Here is a 17,222-nt window from a genome sequence, read left to right as displayed (position 1 = left end):
GGTACAGTCGCCGCGAAAGAGCCGGTGTTCGTGACACCGCGCCATGGTGGTTTCGTAGGAGCCAGGCTTGCCGGCGAAGGCGCTTTCAAGGACGCCTTCGCCGGCAAGCCTGGCTCCTACAGGTCCGATTTGCCCTTGAGAAAAAACGCGGTCGTCTTTGTGGGGGCGCTTCGCACCCCAGCGGGAGCAAGCTCCCTCGCCACAGTGTTGTGTGCCTACATTCCCCAATGCAGTAGCAACAGCACCAGGACCACGAGAAACACCGTCTCCCCCACCATCAACAGGATGGGCTTGATGCCCACCGCCGCCAGCTCCTTGAGTTGGGTTTTCATGCCCAGGGCACTGATGGACACCACCAGGCACCAACGCGATAGCTCATTGACCGAGCCCTGCACCACCGGGGCTATCCAGCCGGTACTGTTGATACAGGCCAGAATCAGAAAGCCGACGGCGAACCAAGGCAGCAGCGGTGGGCGCTTGCCGGTCGGATCAGCACCCTGCATACGCGTGACCATCGCCGCACAAACGATCACCGGCACCAGCATGGCAACCCGCATCAGCTTGACCACCGTGGCCGTATCGCCGGTCTCGGTCGACATGCTGTAGCCGGCTCCGACGACCTGGGCGACATCATGGATGGTCGCCCCCAGGAACACCCCGGCCACTTGTGGCGACAACGACAGCCAATTGGCAATCATCGGGTACACAATCATCGCCAGGGTCGACAGCGCCGACACCCCGATCACGGTGAATAAGGTCGCGCGTTCTTTCTGCGGATGGTTCGGCAATGCCGCCGCCAGCGCCAACGCGGCCGAGGCACCACAAATCGCGGTGGCCCCTCCGGTGAGCATGCCGAACAAACGCTGAAAGCCCAGGGCTTTGGCGGCGATCACCGAAACGCCGATGGTCACCACCACCAGAATCACTACCAAGGCTACAGGCTTCCAGCCCAGCGCAGCCATCTGCTCGAGGGTGATGCGCATGCCCAGCAGCGCCACGCCGATGCGCAACACGGTGCGTGCGGTGAACTCGATGCCGGCCTTGCAGGCACCGTCGCCGGCCAGGAAATTCAGCGCCATGCCCAGCAACAAGGCGAACAGCATGACCGGCGCGCCGTAGTGCTCCGACAGAAAGGACGCCGCAGCTGCCACGATCAGGCTGACGATAAAACCGGGTGCCAATTCGCGCGTTCGGCTGTGGATACGGGTGAGAGCGATGGCGCTCATGGCGTGGACTCCTCGCAAGAGATGACAATAAATGCCTGGCCGTCGATGATCTCGACCGGGTAGCTGGCGACTTTGACAGCCGTGGAATTGAGCAAGTAACCACTGCGCAGATCAAAGCGCAGGCCATGGGCACAGCACTGAATCACCCGCCCCTGAAGGCGCCCGCCACACAGCGAGGCGCCCTGGTGCGGGCAACTGTCGTCGATGGCGTACAGGTCCCCTTCGACGTTGAACAACGCCAGGCTTGTGTCATCGAATTCGAACAGCGCACGGCCGCCCGCCGGCGGGTGTTTGTCGGCAGGCACGGGGATGCGCCGGTTCATGCAGAGTGGCGCTCTTGATCACTGTCTTTCAGTGCCTGGCTCATGGCCCCGAGCAACGCCACTGCCGGTTGCGCGCCCACCACCGTCATGCGGCGATCGAACTGAAAACTCGGCACGCCACTGCTCGCCCCGGGTGATCCGGCAAATGGAGTGGCGTCGCCCATCAGGCAGTCGGCCACGGCCTGTGCATCAATGCCGCAGGAGCGAGCAATCGCGAGCAAGGTCTCACGGCAACCCAGGTCTTCGCCCTTCTGGAAATAAGCGGCGAACAGGCGCTCGAGCAAGATGTCCCGTTGGGCAACATTACCCAGCTCGCTTGCACGCTCGAGCAAACGATGGGCGTCCGCGGTGTTGGGCATTGTCGCGATGCGGCCCAAGTCGATGGCCAGTCCGACCGCCGCCGCAGCCTGCTGTACCTGGGTCTGGCGCATGGCCACAGCGTCGGCATTGCCCAGACGCTTGCGATAGAAGTCGGCGAAGGGCTCACCTTGTACCGGCAATTGAGGCAGCAACTGCACGCCATGCCACACCGTGGTGATCTGCACACCCGGGTGGCGATTGCGAAACTGTACCTGCGCATGCTCCAGTTGGCGCTTGCCGATCAGGCACCAGGGGCAGATGAAATCGAAGAACACATCAACACGTAGACGACCACTCACACCTTCACCTCTAACACCGCTTGGCTCATCGAATCGTGGACTTGCTCGCCTTTGAGCCGGGCAATGTCCTGGTGGTAATGACACTTGGCATAAAAGAACACGGCCGCTGCCGCGATGCTGACCAGTGGCACCATTTGAAAAGCAGCCTGCAAGCCGATGAGGTCGGACACCCTGCCGGTGATGAACGGCCCGGGCGCCAGCCCCAGCATGTTGTTGGCCAGAGTCAACGTGGCGAAGGCCGTGCCATGGACCGAGTAATGGGTCAGGTTGGCAACCATCGCTCCACAAGGCCCGGTCGTGCCGGCGGCGATCAACATGCCGAGGCAGATCAGCACCAATTGCGCAGGCCCTGGCGGCAGGGCGAACGCCGCCGACAACAGCAGGCAACTGCCCAGGCAGTAGGCGATGGCCAAGGCGACTTTGCGCTCCGGCGAATGGCGACTCAGTCGATCGCTGAGCATGCCGCACAGGATCATCCCCGCACCGCTGCACAGCACGATGATCGCCGCGACGCCGCCCGCCTTGTCCGTGGGCATGTGGTAATAACGATTGAGGTAACTGGGCATCCACACAATCACCGTGCCGCCGACGAACAGTTGCAAGCCACTGCCGATGTAGGCAGCGATCACCGAGCGGCTGGAAAACAGCGTACGCAACGGGCGCTTGACCGCGGCAGATGCCTTGTTCGCCGCCAGGGCGGCTCGTTGCGGCGCAATGCGTGCTTCCTTGACGATCACCGGGTAAAGCACGGCCAGCAGCAGGCCGAACAGCGACATGCCGGCAAACGACCAGCGCCAGCCAAGCTTGGCGGCGATTGCACCGCCCAGCGCCATGCCCAGTACCGAACCGAACATGCCGCCCGCCATGAAGGCACTGGCCAGCGTTGCACGCAGGTGTTTGGGGAACACTGAAATCACTACCGCGATGCCGACGCTGCCATATGCCGCTTCGCCGACGCCGACCATGAATCGTGCAATGAACATCTGCTGATAGTCCTGCGCCAATGCACAGCCCAGCGTCGCCAGACTCCAGAGCAAGGCCATCAGCGCCAGGCTCTTGACCCGGCCAAAGCGGTCGGCCATCAGCGACAGCGGGAATGTCAGCAGGCCGACCATCAGGGCGACAATGCCACTGAGCAGGCCGAGCTGGCTGTCACTCAGGGCCCATTCGCCCTTGAGCATCGGGAACACCGCGTTCAGTACCTGACGCGACATGTAATCGGAAATCAACAGCCCGAACGTCAGGGCGAAGACAATCCAGGCATACGGGCGCGCAACGCCGGCAGCACAGTCGTCATCGTCTGCGGCGATTGGGTGAAAGGCCATGCAGCCTCCTCAAAGCTTTGTTTTATTGTTGTTATCAGCGCGTTGCAGGGCGGCGAGCGGGAGGCCTTGACCTCCCGCTTCACCTGCCGATCAGCCGCGTTGCGGCACGCCTTTCTGTCCAGTCTTGCGGTTGGGGGCCATACCGTTGGCCAGCAGCGTTTCTTCGATGCTCTGGTACTGCACACCAATGCGGTAAATCTCACGGGCTTCTTTGCCGGTGGCGATTTCGCGACCCAGCTCATGAGCGATGCGCACGGTTTGCTCGATCTGCGCCACCGAGCCGAAACGATCGCCCTTGTGATCGATGATCGTGTCTTCATTGCCCACACGCGGGTGCATGCCCATGGCCATCGACATGGTGTTGAACGGCATGACGTTCTTGAGCAGCGACTCGGAGGTCAGGGTGCAACCGTCCGGCGCGCGGTGGATGAAGTTGAAGAAGTTGAACGGATTGGGCCCATCGAAACCGCCACCGATACCGATCCAGGTCAGGTTCAACGGACCCTTGTAGACGCCCCTGCGCACCAGACGCTCAAGGGTTTCCATGGCATGCATGCCGGTCAGCTGGAAATGCGGCTGGATGCCGTTGGCCATCAGGCGCTTGAGGTGCTCGGCGACCCAGGCCGGGCCTGCCGGTACGGTCATCTCGCTGTACGCCGCCTGATACAGGGGGTTGGCCAGGGACGTGCCTTCCAGGTACTCCGGATACAGCAGTTCCATGATGTTCATCTGGGTGGTGTTGATGGCCACCGTGACCTGATCCGGTTTTGGCGTCAGCTCGGCCAGCATGTGGCGCGTATCGTCCGACAGCCACAGGGCCGCTTCGCCATCGCTTTCCGGCGCGAAGGAAATCGAACCACCGACCTGGATGATCATGTCCGGCACGGCTTCACGCACACCGGCGATCAACTCGTTGAACTTTGACAGGCGCTTGGAACCCTTGCCATCCAGCTCACGCACATGCAAGTGCAGGACTGTGGCACCGGCCTCATAACAATCGACCGCTTTTTGCACCTGTTCGTCCATGGTCAGCGGGATGTCTTCGGGGAAGTCTTCCGGCATCCACTCGGGGCCGTACGGGGCCACGGTGATGACCACCTTTTCCATGTTTTCCGGGTGCAGGGAATCGTCGAAGAATTGCATGGTTTACTCCTGTTCTTATGATTGTCGCGCCCACCCGGGATAGTGCCGGGCAGACGTGTTTACGAGTGCGAATGCAGAAAGGGTCGATCAGTAGGTCTTGTCACCAATGATCCCGGCACGCTCCATCTTGCGATGGCACGGCGGGTAATCCATGACGGCGTAGTGCTGGGTGCTGCGGTTGTCCCAGATGGCGACGCTGTTGGGCTTCCAGCGCCAGCGCACCTGAAACTCGGGGATGTAGGCCTGGCTGATCAGGTAACGCAACAGCTCGCTCGCGCCCGGGTTGGCGTCCTGGCCGAAGCGTACCCGCTCGGGGGTGTGGTAGTTGCTCAAGTGCGTGGTGAAGGCATTGACGAACAGCACCTTTTCCCCGGTTTCCGGGTGGATGCGCACCACCGGGTGCTCGGCATCCGGGTACATCGCCTTGAGCGCCAGACGCTTTTCGATCGGCATGGCAGCGCCAAAGCTTGCTTCGATGCTGTGGCGGGCACGCAGGTCGGCGATCTTCAGCTTCACGTCTTCCGGCAAGCGCGCGTAAGCCTCGACCATGTTGGCCCACATGGTATCGCCGCCCACCGGCGGGCACTCTACGCAACGCAGCACGCTGCCCAGCGGCGGCGCCTCGCGCCAGGTGGCGTCGGTGTGCCAGGAGTTCTCGTAACGGTCGACCGGACTGTCCGGATTCTTGTAGACCTGGACCAGCCCCGGGTGATCCGGGTGGCTGCCGACGACCGGGTGATCCTCCAGCTCGCCGAAGCGGCGGGCAAACGCCACGTGTTCCGCGCGACTGATGTCCTGGTCGCGCAGGAACAGCACCCGATGCTGGAGCAACTGGGCTCGAATCTCGGCAAAAAGACCGTCGTCATGCACCGCATCGGCGAGGTTGACGCCGATCAGTTCGGCGCCAATGCTGCAGGTCAATTGTTCGACTTTCATGGCTGGCGACTCCTTAAATGACGAAAATCGACGAGCCCGTGGTCTTGCGTGATTCCAGGTCGCGATGGGCCTGGACAGCATCCTGCAAGGCATAGTGCTGGTTGATCTCGATCTTGATCCGGCCACTGCCGACGTGGTCGAACAATTCGCCGGCCAGGGCGGTTTTTTCTGCCGGGTCGGCGATGTAATCGGCCAGCGCCGGGCGGGTCATGTACAGCGAGCCTTTCATCGCCAGCAGCGCCGGATTGAAATCAGGAATCGGGCCGGAGGCGGTACCGACGCAGACCATCAGGCCACGCCGCTTGAGCGAATCCAGCGAGCCCATGAAGGTGTTCTTGCCGACGCTGTCGAATACCACGTTGACGCCCACGCCGTCCGTCAATTCACGCACGCGCTGGGCGACATCTTCGTGGCTGTAATTGATGACATGGTCACAGCCATGGGCCAGGGCAATGTCACCCTTGACCTCGGTGGACACGGTGCCGATCACGTTCAGGCCAAGCAGCTTGGCCCACTGCGAAACGATCAGGCCGACACCCCCGGCAGCCGCGTGCAGCAGAATGCTGTCGCCCGGCTTGAAGTCGTAGATGCGCCGCATCAGGTAGGCCGAGGTCAGGCCGCGCATGGTCATGGCTGCAGCCGTCTCGAAACTGATGGTTTCCGGCAGCTTGATCAGCGGCGCAGCCGGGATCAGGCGTTCGGTACTGTAGGCACCCAGGGTGTTGAGAAAACCGGTGTAGGTGACGCGATCGCCCACCTCTACGTTGGTCACCCCCTCGCCGATGGCCTGGACCACACCGGACGCTTCAACCCCCATGCCATTCGGCATCGGGATCGGGTAGGTGCCATTGCGAAAATAGGTGTCGGCATAGTTCAGACCGACCGCCACGTGACGAAGACGGACCTGGCCTGGACCGGGTTCGCCGACATCGACCTCTTCATAGCGTAGGACGTCGGGACCACCGGTTTCGTAGAAGCGTACGGCGTTGGCCATTTTTTCTTATTCTCCAGTCTGTGCAGCGTCGATTTGCGCTGACTGGACTGTAGGACGCAGCCTGGCGAGCCGCTTTGCATCAGACGACAATGGCTTTTCATTTCATGACAGCTGGCCGCCGGCAGCAATGCCTGCGGTGGATGACTTATCCGGTGCCCCTCGATACCCTGCACACATCGGTACCTGATGGTGTTCCAGGTCAAGCCACCCTTTCTCAGACGAGCATGTGATGAAATCCCCTGCAGGTTTGCTGCTGTCGGCTATCGAGCTGGACCGTGCCAGTGCCATCCCCCTGTACCGCCAACTCTATTTGCAGATCCGCAAACAGATTCTCAGTGGCAAAATGCAAGGGGGCGTGCGCCTGCCGTCGACGCGGACCCTGAGCAAAGAACTGGCGCTGTCACGGATCACCATTCTCAATGCCTTCGATCAGCTGATTGCCGAAGGTTTCCTGGCCTCGCGCACCGGGGCGGGCACCTATGTCGGCGATGAGTGGGAGCGTCGAGGGATTGCCGACGACGAGCAGCAGCGCCAGCCCCCGCGCCTGTCCGACCTGAGCCAGTCCATGTTGTCCCTGCGCAGCAATCATTTCCAAGGAGTTTCCTATTCCGGCTGGGCCGCCGGGAGCCCAACCTCATTCCTGCCCAGCCACAGCGCTTACGACGCGTTCCCGCAAGCTGTCTGGAAACGTCTGATGAACCGCCACCTGCACAAGCCAACCAAGGCCATGCTCGGCTATGGCGAACTGCAAGGATTGCTGGCCCTGCGCAAGGCGATTGCTGAATACGTCTTTGATTCCCGTGGAATCGACTGCAGTGCCGAGCAGGTGGTCATCGTTTCCGGCGCCCAGCAAGCCTTTAACCTGCTGGGCATGCTCTTGCTAAATCCACAGGACAGCGTATGGATGGAGGATCCGGGGCATATCGCGGCGCGAATCGCACTCCAGGCTCAGGGTGGTCTGGTGGTCCCGTTGCCTATCGACGAACAGGGGATCGATATCCAGCAAGGCCTGGCTCGGTGCCCTGACGCCCGCCTGGTGTTTACTACGCCTTCTCGTCAGCATCCCTTGGGCGTCACCATGAGTTATGCGCGGCGCCAGGCACTCATCGACTGGGCCGCGCAGTATCAGAGCTGGATCATCGAGGACGATTGCGACAGTGAGTTCCGCTACAATGGCCGCCCCCTGCCTGCACTCTACGCCATGGACCAATGGGCCCGGGTGATCTACGTCGGAACGTTCAGCAAAGTGCTCTTCCCCTCGCTACGACTGGGTTACGTGATACTGCCGCACGCCTTGATCGAACCCTTCTGCACCCTGCGCGCGGTCATGGATCGCAGCCCGCCCACACTGCTGCAGGCCGTGACAGCAGACTTCATGCGCGAAGGCCACTTCCTCGGCCATATTCGCCGCATGCGGGCGCTGTACCAGGCTCGCCAGCAAGCACTGGTCGAGCAACTGCAACAACGGCTGGGCGATTTCTTCAAGATCACCCCGGTGGAAGCCGGCATGCATCTGATCGCCTGGCTGCCACCGCAACTTGATGACGACGCCATCGCCAAGGAACTGGCCAGGCATAATATTTACACCTATGCGCTGAGCGACTACTGCATCGAGCATGTCCTGCCACCTGCTCTATTGATCGGTTTTGCCGGCACGCCTGAGGACCAGGCCGAGGAGCGCGTCGAAGCACTTGCCCAAGCCTTGAGCAGATTGGGGTACCTGCAACAGGCCACTTGAAGCAAGGCAAGTGGTCCTATGATTTAACTGATAATGGATCTATCGAGAGTTCCTGACTGGCGCGATAAAGGTTGCGCCGGTAGACCCGGCGTCTGAACCAGGAATGACTCGAATGAACAATAAGATCCAAGAGCGATTCAATGCCTTGCTCAGCCACAAGGCTGCCGGGGCCGGAACCCCTCCCCTGCTGACGCAGGCACTGGCCGGCCAACTGCTCGACCGGCTTGGGCAGATGCGCTTGTTTGCGCATGCCTATCCCTTGCTGACCAACCTCACCCATGGCCGTGTCACACCTGCCGACCTGCTGGACTTCGCCTATCGTCACGAGTTGCAAGGTCTGAGCCTGCATTTGCTGGACGGCGAGGAAAACAGCCTGAGCCAAATGACACCCGCACAGCTGCAGGCGTTTGCCGACAAGGCCAATGCGCTGGGACTGGATGTGCACCTGGAAATCAGCAGCACGCTGAAAAAAGATGTCGATCAGGTGATCGCCATTGCCAAGGCCCTGGGCACCCGCAACATCCGCGTTTACTCACGCTACGAGGGGACGCTGTCCCGGGTCATGGACGTGATCGAGTCAGACCTGCATTACCTCGCGCAGCAGGCAGATGAGCACGACCTGTTCTTCGACTTCGAGCAGCATGAGGAACTCAAGAGCGCCGAGATCGCGCAACTGCTGACCCGGCTGAACCACCCTCGCCTGCACGCCTTGTTCGACTTCGGCAACATGATCAATGCCTGCGAACAGCCCCTGCAGGCGCTGCGGACCCTGGCGCCGCACATACGCCAGACCCACCTCAAGGGTGTGCGCATCGTCCCCGAGCAAAACGGCTTCGGCCATTACGGCGTGCTGCAGGGCAGCGACGAAGACGACCTGCCCAGCGCACGCATGCTGTTCGAACTGTTGATGCTCGGCGACTCAACCCCGCAAGTGATCGCGTTCATTCTCGAGCAGGAAAATCACTACGTCGCCCCGGCGTTCCGCCAGACCGTCGAGGCAGCCGATCCCTTCATTGCGTACCGGGAAATGAGTGAAACCGCCCTGCCAGTCGGCTATTCGCTGGAGCGAATGCTGGCCGATGAACACCGCTGGGCGAATAACCAGGTCGCCTATGTACGCAGCCTGCTGGCCGAGTTCCGAACCCTGGCCGAGTTGACCCTGGCCACCCGCGAAAACGCCTGAACCTGACGTGGAGAACAATAATGACAACTCGTGACAAGGCCAAATGGCTCAGATTCCTGATTCTCATCCTCGGTGGCGGCACCATCTACAAGCTGGCGAACCTCAAGGACGCCTTCTACATACCCATGCAAGAATTCATGGGCTTGAGTCACACTGAGATCGGCCTGCTGTTGAGCGCCAACGCCATCATCGCCACCGCGTTGTTCGTGGTCGGCGGTATTCTGGCGGACCGCTACGACACGCGCAAACTGATCCCCATCGGTCTGATCGGTACCGGTGGCCTGGGCCTGTATCTGGCGACCTTTCCGCCGTTCAGCAATCTGCTGATCGTGTTCAGCCTGCTGGCCGTCTGCGCCGACTGCATCTTCTGGCCCTCGCTGCTCAAAGCCATCCGCAATCTGGGTGACGATCAGGAACAGGGGCGGTTGTTTGGACTGCTGGAAGGTGGGCGTGGCGTCATTGACACGCTGGTGGCTTTTTCGGCGCTGGGCGTCTTCGTGGCCATGGGCTCCGGTGAAACCGGTCTGAAATCGGCCATCCTCTTCTACTCGGTCATCGACATTCTTGCCGGAACCCTGACCTGGTTCCTGCTCAAGGGCGGCAGCGCGCAGTCGACTGCCAAACCGAAGAACGGTTTGTCGAACCTCCTCGAAGCCATCAAGGTGCCGGGCATCTGGCTGGTCAGCCTCAACGTGTTCATGGTCTACATCGTCTACTGTGGCCTGACCTATTTCATTCCCTACCTCAAGGAAATGTACGGGCTGCCCGTGGCACTGGTGGGCGCCTACGGCATCATCAACCAGTACTTCCTCAAGATCCTGGGCGGCCCCGCCGGTGGTTTCATTGCCGACAAGCAGTTCAAGAGCACCAGCCGTTATTTGAAGTGGGCATTCCTGGCCTTGCTGCCGCTGATGGGCGTGATCATGCTGATCCCGAAAAACCCGGGGTTCATCTATGCGGGCATGGCAGCCACGCTGTCCTTCGCGCTGATTGTGTTTTCCATGCGCGGCGTGTTCTGGGCGCCCATGGGTGAAGTCGGCATCCCTCAACACATCACCGGTTCAGCGTTCGGTATCGGCTGCCTGATCGGCTATGCACCGGGCATGTTCGCTTACGTCATCTACGGCGCCATCCTCGACCATTTCCCTGGCCAGCAAGGCTACAACTATGTTTTCAGCCTGATGAGCCTGTTGGCCATTGTTGGATTCATGGTGTCCAGCCTGCTGTACAGGAGCGTGCGCAATAAAGCCACGGCGACCGGTGAGGTCAGTGCAGCGCAAACCTGACCGGCGCGACCTGTCATCAGCGAGCGAGATCTGAACACTCAGGACGGGCCCGGGTCGGGAAATGCGGAACCGGCTCGGTGTCCGTCCCGAGTCCGGGTTGCTCGACGCGAATGAAACAGGTCAACACCGCGCCCACCAGGTACAACGCTGCATAGACCCACACCACCCCTTGCACCCCCAGCCAGGAAATCGTCAGCGTCGCAATGGCCGGCCCCATGAAATTCGACAGGCCGGCGGCCAGGTTGTGGGCAGAAATGGCCGCCCCCTGACGCTCAGGGGCAATAGCGAGAAAGACCGCGCCCATGGGCACGAACGCCGAGACGCAGATTCCCAGTGCAACCGCGGCGACGATGGCCAGTTCGAAGTGGGCGCCATACATCAGGGGCAAGTAATAAAACGCCAGGGTCGCCAGCGCGCCGCCGACACAACCGAACCAGCGCATCTGCCGTAGCCAGCCGATCCGGTCACCGACCCAGCCCCACATCACATTGGTGAAAATGGTGACGATGAACATCACACCCCACAGATGCAACCATTGCTCCATGGTGAAACCGATCTCGGCCGACGTCAGGTACAGCGGCATGATGACCGGAAAGCCGAACAGCGTCAGGTTGCAGATAATTCGCACGATGGCCGTGATCAGAATGCTGCGTTGATCGAAGAGGATCGTGACCCCTCGGCTCAACTCGCGCAAACGTTCGGCGAGGCGTTTAGGTGTGTCCGCCGTTGCCGCGCCTCGATCCTTGACCATGAACACAATCAACACCGCAGCCAGCGCGACCCAGAATGTCGCCATCCACAGCGTGCCGATAAAACCGATCCGCGAGATGCTCAGGCTCGGAAGATACGTCCCGAGAAAACCGATACCGATGGAATACATGGTCCAGTACCAACCCATCGCTGAAGCAAGGCGAGCACCGGGCGTTACCTGAGCAATCCAGACCAGGAATGCGTAGATGAACAAGGGGTAGGCAAGCCCGCGGATGCCGTAGAAAAGCACCATCAAGGGGTAGTTCTGTGCGCTCAGGCCGAATGTCAGAAACAACCCATGGAAGACCAGCCAGGCCACGACGCCGACCAACATGATTCGACGCGGGCCGAAGGTCTCGGCCAGCACACCGGAACTCCAGCTGGACAAGGCGGCGAGCAGGCCATACACCGTGAACAGAAAGGAAGCCTGGGTCGGAGTGAAACCCAGGTCGACGATGTACCGCGACAGGAAAGCCAGCTCAATGCCGTCCCCTGTCATAAACAGAGCAATGGCAACGTAACCCCATATCAGACATACAGGCATGCCCAGCAACAATCCTCGAGACGACTCGCGAGTGACCATGGTTGTTCCTTTTTTTTGTAGTTGTAGATAAAGCGGCAGCCGAAGTGCGCATGACAAGATCGGCTGGTGCTGCCGCAAGAATCCCATCGAAGGAAGGCCGTGGCTAACGCGTGAGAGCATGCTGACTGATACTTTTTTGCAGGACGGTGCAAAGATTCAATTCGAGTGGGACCCCAATCCAATCAATGGGCATATCCCTTCATTTCTATTGGGCATTAGCTTTATCGCAACACAATTTGACCTGGCGAAGAATTTTTCTTGCCCAAATGCCGGTCAGGGCTAAGGTTATTTGAGCTAAAACGAGCAAAACTCGAGCAAAAACATGTTTACGAATACATGTTCCCCACTTCGAGGATCAGACATGCATCCATCCTTTCAGCAGCGCATCGATGAGCTCGGCGACTTGCTCGTCCACTCCGATGCAGCATCCATCGATTTCTACTGGCGCAATCGACTGAAGTCGCGCCGCGGTGTTCGCTTTCAAGTGGTGGCCCAGAAGCTCGGTCTCTTCCAGGTCGTCGAGCGATATACTGGCAAGACCTGGACCTTCCATAACTACCGGGAGGCCTTGGATTTCGCCATCCAACTCGAGGAGAAGTCCGACCGTCGAATGGCGGGTGCGCGCGGTTCGGCGAGAAGCTTTCGGGTCATCCCGGGATCGGTGTAGGCAACCGCTCCCGTCGGATGGGAGGGGCGCGGTGTTCGGCGAGCTGATGCCGCTTCCGCGAGTTGGGTAGGCCGGTCAGATGATAACGCGCTGCGCAAGCCGTGTTCGCGCACGGCGTCGCTGCTGGCGTTGAATCGGTTAGTTGAGGCCTTGCCCCAGCATCACGCCATTAACGGACTCTCCGTATAAGTTTACGCCGTCGCCCTCATGGTATTTCTTGCGGGTCTTTTCAACGGAGCCATCGACCAGACGCGGATCTTGAGGTCGCTCATGGCTATTGATGTAGGCGGCGACATGCCAGGCTTCGTCATCCGTCAGGGAACCGCCCTTACCTAGCGGCATGTTTTGCTTGATAAAACCGGCGGCAGTATTGATACGGTGCATCCCCGCCCCCCAGTTGTAAGAGTCCTTGCCCCAAAGCGGCGGAAATACGAACACGCCTGCGGACTTCTGGCCCTGCCCTTCCCCGCCATGGCAGATGGAGCATTGTCCGGCATAAATCTGTTTCCCTTTAACCAGATCGAAGCCTTTTTCAGGGGCAGGGATAACAGGATAGAGCCGCCCTGGAAGGTCCTCGCCCACAGGCGCTTTGGTCGCGAGCCAATAGGCATAGGTGCCGAGCGCTTTCATCACATGGCTATCACTGGAAGGTGCCTTGCCGTTCATGCTGAATTCGAAGCAACCCTGCATGCGCTCGGTAAACGTATTGACCTTGTCGTTCTTTTTTCGATAGGCCGGGTACATGCCATAAGCGCCCCAAAGAGGAGCAGACCCTGCCTTACGACCTTGATCGAGGTGGCAATTGCTGCAGTTAAGTCCGTTACCCACAAACTCAGGGGCATTTTTCTGGGTATTGATGAAAATATCCCGCCCTTCCCGCACCAGCACCCCGAATGCATTGTCTGGCAGCTCCGCCTCTTGCGGTGGAGTAAATACCGAAGGGCTGGATTGCCTGGCCGGCTCGCCCGCCACTACTGAATCGTTGTGAGCATTGCCAACGCTTGGATGTGCGACCGAGTCCTTCGCCATGGGCGCCATGTCGCGCTCTTCGTAAAACGTCTTCGCAACCAGAAGCGGCACGGCTATCGCTACGGTGAGCAGTATTTGCGCTGGAAAGTTCATTGTTTAGCCTCCCCGCCCAGGCTGGCGAAATAGGCTGACAAGTCTTGAATTTCGGTGTCACTCAGCGAGCGCGCGATATGACTCATCAAGTCATTTGGATCATTCTTGCGCGTACCACTGCGCCAGGCATTCAACTGTGCTGCGATGTAGGCGCCGGACTGGCCAACGAGCGGAGGAAAACTTTCTCCCACGCCGCGGTTACCCACCCCGTGACAAGCCACACAGGATGGAATATTACGACTCCAGTCTCCTTGTTTCACCAGCTTTTCAGCAGCGCTGCCATTACTTCCTGCGGGATCCAGATCAACACTCGGCGCAGCGATAGCCATTGCACCCAGGTAGCTGGCAACAGCCTTGCCTTCGGTATCGTTAAGTGCCACTGCGATGGGTTGCATCACGGCGTTGGCCCGCTTGCCTGAGCGAAAATCCTCAAGCTGCTTGACCAGGTAACCCTGTGGCAGGCCCGCCAGACGGGGAAATCCTGCGCTATCGGTGCCCATCCCATTGGCGCCATGACAGGTGGCGCAGGCCATGGCTGCAGGGGACTCGCCCCCTTGGGTGTAGATTTTCTGCCCTTGGGGCTCGGCGTTTGCTGCGGTCGCCAGCATGAAAACACAGGCGCCAATGCTGGTCTTGAGACCGAATCTCGTTGCAAGACTCACGGTTCTGAACTCCTTTTCGGCTAATTCACAGCGTCAGCCAACTACTTATGTCCCATGCGAGGAGTGTAGATAGAAAGCGATAGATCACGCTGTAATATTTTTTAGGAATATCCTTATACCTTAAAATACTATTGTCAATTTTCATCTACGCAAAACCGCAGGTGACTCGTGAGTTCGCCAGGGGGGCGTTAGTGGCCCATCGCGATAGACAGAATCGGCCAAACGCAGTCATCAGGTGTCAAGGAAGTCCGAGGAGAATTGCTTAGCCAGGCTATCCGAAACCATTCAAGCGACGCTTCATAACCAAAGACCCTCGTTATCGGCGTCAAGCACCGCCCTGACTTGCTCTGTATGTTCGCCACGCGTCGGTATCATCCCCGGCAGGACCACTCGGCCATCAAAACGAGGTGCCGGGTGGGCCTGCAACATGCCGTCACGCTCGAAATACACCTCTCTCTGGGCCATGTGCGGATGCCTGGAAGACTCCTGCGGGCTGAGGACCGGAGCGAAGCACACGTCTGTCCCTTCGAGCAGCTCACACCATTGCTCGCGCGTACGGCTGCTGAAGATTGTCTCGAACGCTGAACGCATTTCTCCCCAATGACTCATGTCCCATTGCCTGGCGAAGCGAGGGTCGTCGCCCAGCTCCAGTTTTTCCAGGAGTAGCGCATAGAACTGTGGCTCCATGGACCCCAGGGAAATGTAGTGGCCATCCGCGCAACGGTACGTGGCATAGAAATGGGAGCCATCATGCATGCTCTTGCCCCGCTGCTCTCGAATCCCGCCACGGGGCACCATCGACAACAACAGCTGCATCATGTGCGCTGAGCCATCGACGATGGCTGCATCGACCACGGTGCCTTTACCCGTCGTGCGCGCATTGAGGATGCCCGCCAGCAGACCGATTGCAAGATAAAGGGCCCCACCGCCAATGTCGCCGATCAGCGTAATGGGCGAGGACGGCGCTTCGTCCTCGGTCCCGCAGTAGTACATTGCCCCTGACAGCGAGATGTAGTTGTTGTCGTGACCTGCCGCCTGCGCCATCGGGCCACTCTGACCCCAGCCCGTCATACGCCCGTAGACCAGCTTCGGATTGCGAGCCAGCAAGACCTCTGGCCCCAACCCGAGACGCTCCATCACGCCGGGGCGCATGCCTTCGATCAGCGCGTCCGCGCTTTCGATCAGTTTCAGTACGGTCTCGCGCCCCTCGGCTGTTTTCAGATCGGCTATCACGGAGCGCTTGCCACGATTCATCGCGCTTTTCGCAGCTTTCTTCTCGCCGGTAACAGAGGTAGCTTCGCCACGCTCAACGGCGATGACCTGCGCTCCCAGGTCTGCCAGATGCATAGCGCAAAACGGCCCCGGGCCGATGCCGCAGATTTCTACAATTTTGATGTCGCCCAGCATGAGGATTCTCTTCTCTCGTCCAGTTGCGCATTGGAGGTCGGGACCAGGACTGCTCAGCCCTGCCCGCCCCTTCACCCGACACTCACTGGTCGAAGACAATCACCGAGCGTGCCAGCTCGCCGCGACGCATCTCGTCGAAGGCAATATTGATGTCTTCCAGTTTGATGCGCTGCGAAATCATCTCGTCGAGCTTGAGCCGACCCTGCATATAGAAGTCGGTCAGGCTCGGCAGATCGACCGGAAAACGGTTCGAACCCATGATTGACCCTTGAATTCGGCGGGCTTGCAGAAGCTGGAAAGGATCAAGCTCAAGCTTGGTGCCCGGTTTCATCATGCCGATGATCGTGGCGCAGCCGCCGCGTTTGAGCATGCCGAATGCCTGCTCGGCCGTCTGCTTGAGGCCGATGCATTCGAACGAGTGATCGACGCCACCTCTGGTCAGCTCGATCACCTGTTGGACCGTCTCGCCATTCTTCGCGTTGATGACATCGGTGGCACCAAACTGTCGGGCCAGTTCCAGCTTCGAATCGAGCATGTCGATGGCGATGATGCGGCCGGCACCGGCCAGCACCGCGCCGTTGATTGCAGCCAGGCCAATGCCGCCGCAACCCAGTACAGCCACGGTCTCACCCGGGCGCACTTTGGCACTGTTGAACACCGCGCCAGTGCCGGTAGTGACGGCGCATCCGAGCAGCGCGGCGCGGTCAAGCGGCATGTCACGGCGGATGGCGACCAGCGCATGTTCATGGACCAGCATCTGTTCGGCGTAGGCGGACAGGTTGGCAAATTGCGGCATGGGTTTTTGCACGTAGGTCAGGCGTGGTTCGTCGCCCTTGCTGCGACGGGTCTCCGGCGATACGCACAGCGACAAGTGGCCGGTGACGCAATGGGCGCAATGGCCGCAGTAGACCGACAGGCACGTGACCACGTGATCACCCGGTTTGACGGTGCGTACGTCCGAACCCACCTGCTCGACAATACCGGCCGCCTCGTGACCAAGCACCACGGGGGCCGGATGCGGATACATCCCGTCGACGACATGCAGGTCCGAATGACAGACACCCACAGCGACAGTGCGCACCAGGACTTCACGCGGCCCCGGTTTGCTGATCCCGACTTCCTCGATCGTCAAAGGGGAACCCGGCGTGTGGAATACGGCTGCTTTCATGATTTACCTCGATAAAAAATTTGTTGTTTTTGTTTTGGTTACGCAAGCGC

At 59.9% G+C, this 17,222-nt stretch carries 17 protein-coding genes; 5 read left to right on the top strand and 12 right to left on the bottom strand.

Annotated elements, in window-relative coordinates; translation table 11 throughout:
* Positions 1-215: 215 nt before the first annotated feature.
* The 7 genes from F8N80_RS20700 to F8N80_RS20670 form a co-directional block, all read right to left on the bottom strand.
* Positions 216-1,226, bottom strand: coding sequence for a YeiH family protein (locus tag F8N80_RS20700; RefSeq protein WP_150744693.1), 1,011 nt, complete (start codon positions 1,224-1,226; stop codon positions 216-218).
* Positions 1,223-1,549 carry a Rieske (2Fe-2S) protein gene (locus F8N80_RS20695; RefSeq protein ID WP_150744694.1) on the bottom strand — a complete coding sequence of 109 codons (327 nt, stop codon included), beginning with the start codon at positions 1,547-1,549 and terminating at the stop codon, positions 1,223-1,225. The genes F8N80_RS20700 and F8N80_RS20695 overlap by 4 nt, the downstream gene beginning before the upstream one ends.
* Positions 1,546-2,208: a DsbA family oxidoreductase gene (locus tag F8N80_RS20690; RefSeq protein ID WP_150744695.1), complete on the bottom strand. Its 663-nt coding sequence runs from the start codon at positions 2,206-2,208 to the stop codon at positions 1,546-1,548. The genes F8N80_RS20695 and F8N80_RS20690 overlap by 4 nt, the downstream gene beginning before the upstream one ends.
* Complete coding sequence (locus F8N80_RS20685; RefSeq protein ID WP_150744696.1) at positions 2,205-3,533, bottom strand: MFS transporter; 1,329 nt, start codon at positions 3,531-3,533, stop codon at positions 2,205-2,207. Before F8N80_RS20685 ends, F8N80_RS20690 begins: the two co-directional genes overlap by 4 nt.
* A gap of 90 nt (positions 3,534-3,623) precedes the next feature.
* Positions 3,624-4,676, bottom strand: coding sequence for a 3-keto-5-aminohexanoate cleavage protein (locus F8N80_RS20680; protein ID WP_150744697.1), 1,053 nt, complete (start codon positions 4,674-4,676; stop codon positions 3,624-3,626).
* A gap of 87 nt (positions 4,677-4,763) precedes the next feature.
* The gene (locus F8N80_RS20675; RefSeq protein WP_150744698.1) at positions 4,764-5,612 is read right to left on the bottom strand and encodes a TauD/TfdA dioxygenase family protein; all 849 of its coding nucleotides are present in this window, start codon (positions 5,610-5,612) and stop codon (positions 4,764-4,766) included.
* A gap of 13 nt (positions 5,613-5,625) precedes the next feature.
* Complete coding sequence (locus tag F8N80_RS20670; protein WP_150784588.1) at positions 5,626-6,606, bottom strand: quinone oxidoreductase family protein; 981 nt, start codon at positions 6,604-6,606, stop codon at positions 5,626-5,628.
* A gap of 229 nt (positions 6,607-6,835) precedes the next feature.
* Between F8N80_RS20670 and pdxR the strand changes: the two genes are divergently transcribed.
* The 3 genes from pdxR to F8N80_RS20655 all read left to right on the top strand — a co-directional run bounded on the left by pdxR (position 6,836) and on the right by F8N80_RS20655 (position 10,813).
* Complete coding sequence (gene pdxR, locus F8N80_RS20665; RefSeq protein ID WP_150744700.1) at positions 6,836-8,344, top strand: MocR-like pyridoxine biosynthesis transcription factor PdxR; 1,509 nt, start codon at positions 6,836-6,838, stop codon at positions 8,342-8,344.
* Between the two features lie 112 nt (positions 8,345-8,456).
* Positions 8,457-9,527: a sugar phosphate isomerase/epimerase family protein gene (locus F8N80_RS20660; RefSeq protein WP_150744701.1), complete on the top strand. Its 1,071-nt coding sequence runs from the start codon at positions 8,457-8,459 to the stop codon at positions 9,525-9,527.
* Positions 9,528-9,547: 20 nt separating this feature from the next.
* Complete coding sequence (locus F8N80_RS20655) at positions 9,548-10,813, top strand: MFS transporter (protein WP_150744702.1); 1,266 nt, start codon at positions 9,548-9,550, stop codon at positions 10,811-10,813.
* A gap of 16 nt (positions 10,814-10,829) precedes the next feature.
* On the opposite strand, the gene F8N80_RS20650 is transcribed toward F8N80_RS20655, so the two are convergent.
* Positions 10,830-12,146, bottom strand: a complete 1,317-nt coding sequence (locus F8N80_RS20650; RefSeq protein ID WP_150744703.1) for an MFS transporter — start codon at positions 12,144-12,146, stop codon at positions 10,830-10,832.
* 118 nt (positions 12,147-12,264) lie between these two features.
* Between F8N80_RS20650 and F8N80_RS31230 the strand changes: the two genes are divergently transcribed.
* Together F8N80_RS31230 and F8N80_RS20645 are read left to right on the top strand one after the other, a co-directional pair.
* Complete coding sequence (locus tag F8N80_RS31230; protein WP_191632955.1) at positions 12,265-12,429, top strand: hypothetical protein; 165 nt, start codon at positions 12,265-12,267, stop codon at positions 12,427-12,429.
* A gap of 78 nt (positions 12,430-12,507) precedes the next feature.
* Complete coding sequence (locus F8N80_RS20645) at positions 12,508-12,813, top strand: hypothetical protein (protein WP_150744704.1); 306 nt, start codon at positions 12,508-12,510, stop codon at positions 12,811-12,813.
* 138 nt (positions 12,814-12,951) lie between these two features.
* On the opposite strand, the gene F8N80_RS20640 is transcribed toward F8N80_RS20645, so the two are convergent.
* From F8N80_RS20640 to F8N80_RS20625, 4 genes are all read right to left on the bottom strand, one after another.
* The gene (locus F8N80_RS20640; protein ID WP_150744705.1) at positions 12,952-13,935 is read right to left on the bottom strand and encodes a c-type cytochrome; all 984 of its coding nucleotides are present in this window, start codon (positions 13,933-13,935) and stop codon (positions 12,952-12,954) included.
* Positions 13,932-14,543, bottom strand: a complete 612-nt coding sequence (locus F8N80_RS20635; RefSeq protein WP_191632956.1) for a c-type cytochrome — start codon at positions 14,541-14,543, stop codon at positions 13,932-13,934. Before F8N80_RS20635 ends, F8N80_RS20640 begins: the two co-directional genes overlap by 4 nt.
* A 351-nt stretch (positions 14,544-14,894) precedes the next feature.
* A complete protein-coding gene (locus F8N80_RS20630) occupies positions 14,895-16,004 on the bottom strand; it encodes a CaiB/BaiF CoA transferase family protein (protein ID WP_150744707.1) in 1,110 nt (369 codons plus the stop codon).
* Positions 16,005-16,086: 82 nt separating this feature from the next.
* Complete coding sequence (locus tag F8N80_RS20625) at positions 16,087-17,172, bottom strand: Zn-dependent alcohol dehydrogenase (RefSeq protein ID WP_150744708.1); 1,086 nt, start codon at positions 17,170-17,172, stop codon at positions 16,087-16,089.
* Between the last annotated feature and the right edge of the window lie 50 nt (positions 17,173-17,222).

The organism is Pseudomonas fluorescens (assembly GCF_902497995.1).
Lineage (GTDB): Bacteria > Pseudomonadota > Gammaproteobacteria > Pseudomonadales > Pseudomonadaceae > Aquipseudomonas > Aquipseudomonas fluorescens_BK.
The sequence above is the reverse complement of the archived record's forward strand: the minus strand, read 5'-3'. Positions and strand labels throughout refer to the sequence as shown.

What these genes read in the sequence shown, in the direction of transcription:
- F8N80_RS20700 (WP_150744693.1), bottom strand. Translation starts at nt 1,226, where the DNA reads ATGAGCGCCATCGCTCTCACCCGTATCCACAGCCGAACGCGCGAATTG.
- F8N80_RS20695 (WP_150744694.1), bottom strand. Translation starts at nt 1,549, where the DNA reads ATGAACCGGCGCATCCCCGTGCCTGCCGACAAACACCCGCCGGCGGGC.
- F8N80_RS20685 (WP_150744696.1), bottom strand. Translation starts at nt 3,533, where the DNA reads ATGGCCTTTCACCCAATCGCCGCAGACGATGACGACTGTGCTGCCGGC.
- F8N80_RS20680 (WP_150744697.1), bottom strand. Translation starts at nt 4,676, where the DNA reads ATGCAATTCTTCGACGATTCCCTGCACCCGGAAAACATGGAAAAGGTG.
- F8N80_RS20675 (WP_150744698.1), bottom strand. Translation starts at nt 5,612, where the DNA reads ATGAAAGTCGAACAATTGACCTGCAGCATTGGCGCCGAACTGATCGGC.
- F8N80_RS20670 (WP_150784588.1), bottom strand. Translation starts at nt 6,606, where the DNA reads ATGGCCAACGCCGTACGCTTCTACGAAACCGGTGGTCCCGACGTCCTA.
- pdxR (WP_150744700.1), top strand. Translation starts at nt 6,836, where the DNA reads ATGAAATCCCCTGCAGGTTTGCTGCTGTCGGCTATCGAGCTGGACCGT.
- F8N80_RS20660 (WP_150744701.1), top strand. Translation starts at nt 8,457, where the DNA reads ATGAACAATAAGATCCAAGAGCGATTCAATGCCTTGCTCAGCCACAAG.
- F8N80_RS20655 (WP_150744702.1), top strand. Translation starts at nt 9,548, where the DNA reads ATGACAACTCGTGACAAGGCCAAATGGCTCAGATTCCTGATTCTCATC.
- F8N80_RS20650 (WP_150744703.1), bottom strand. Translation starts at nt 12,146, where the DNA reads ATGGTCACTCGCGAGTCGTCTCGAGGATTGTTGCTGGGCATGCCTGTA.
- F8N80_RS31230 (WP_191632955.1), top strand. Translation starts at nt 12,265, where the DNA reads ATGCTGACTGATACTTTTTTGCAGGACGGTGCAAAGATTCAATTCGAG.
- F8N80_RS20645 (WP_150744704.1), top strand. Translation starts at nt 12,508, where the DNA reads ATGCATCCATCCTTTCAGCAGCGCATCGATGAGCTCGGCGACTTGCTC.
- F8N80_RS20640 (WP_150744705.1), bottom strand. Translation starts at nt 13,935, where the DNA reads ATGAACTTTCCAGCGCAAATACTGCTCACCGTAGCGATAGCCGTGCCG.
- F8N80_RS20635 (WP_191632956.1), bottom strand. Translation starts at nt 14,543, where the DNA reads ATGCTGGCGACCGCAGCAAACGCCGAGCCCCAAGGGCAGAAAATCTAC.
- F8N80_RS20630 (WP_150744707.1), bottom strand. Translation starts at nt 16,004, where the DNA reads ATGCTGGGCGACATCAAAATTGTAGAAATCTGCGGCATCGGCCCGGGG.
- F8N80_RS20625 (WP_150744708.1), bottom strand. Translation starts at nt 17,172, where the DNA reads ATGAAAGCAGCCGTATTCCACACGCCGGGTTCCCCTTTGACGATCGAG.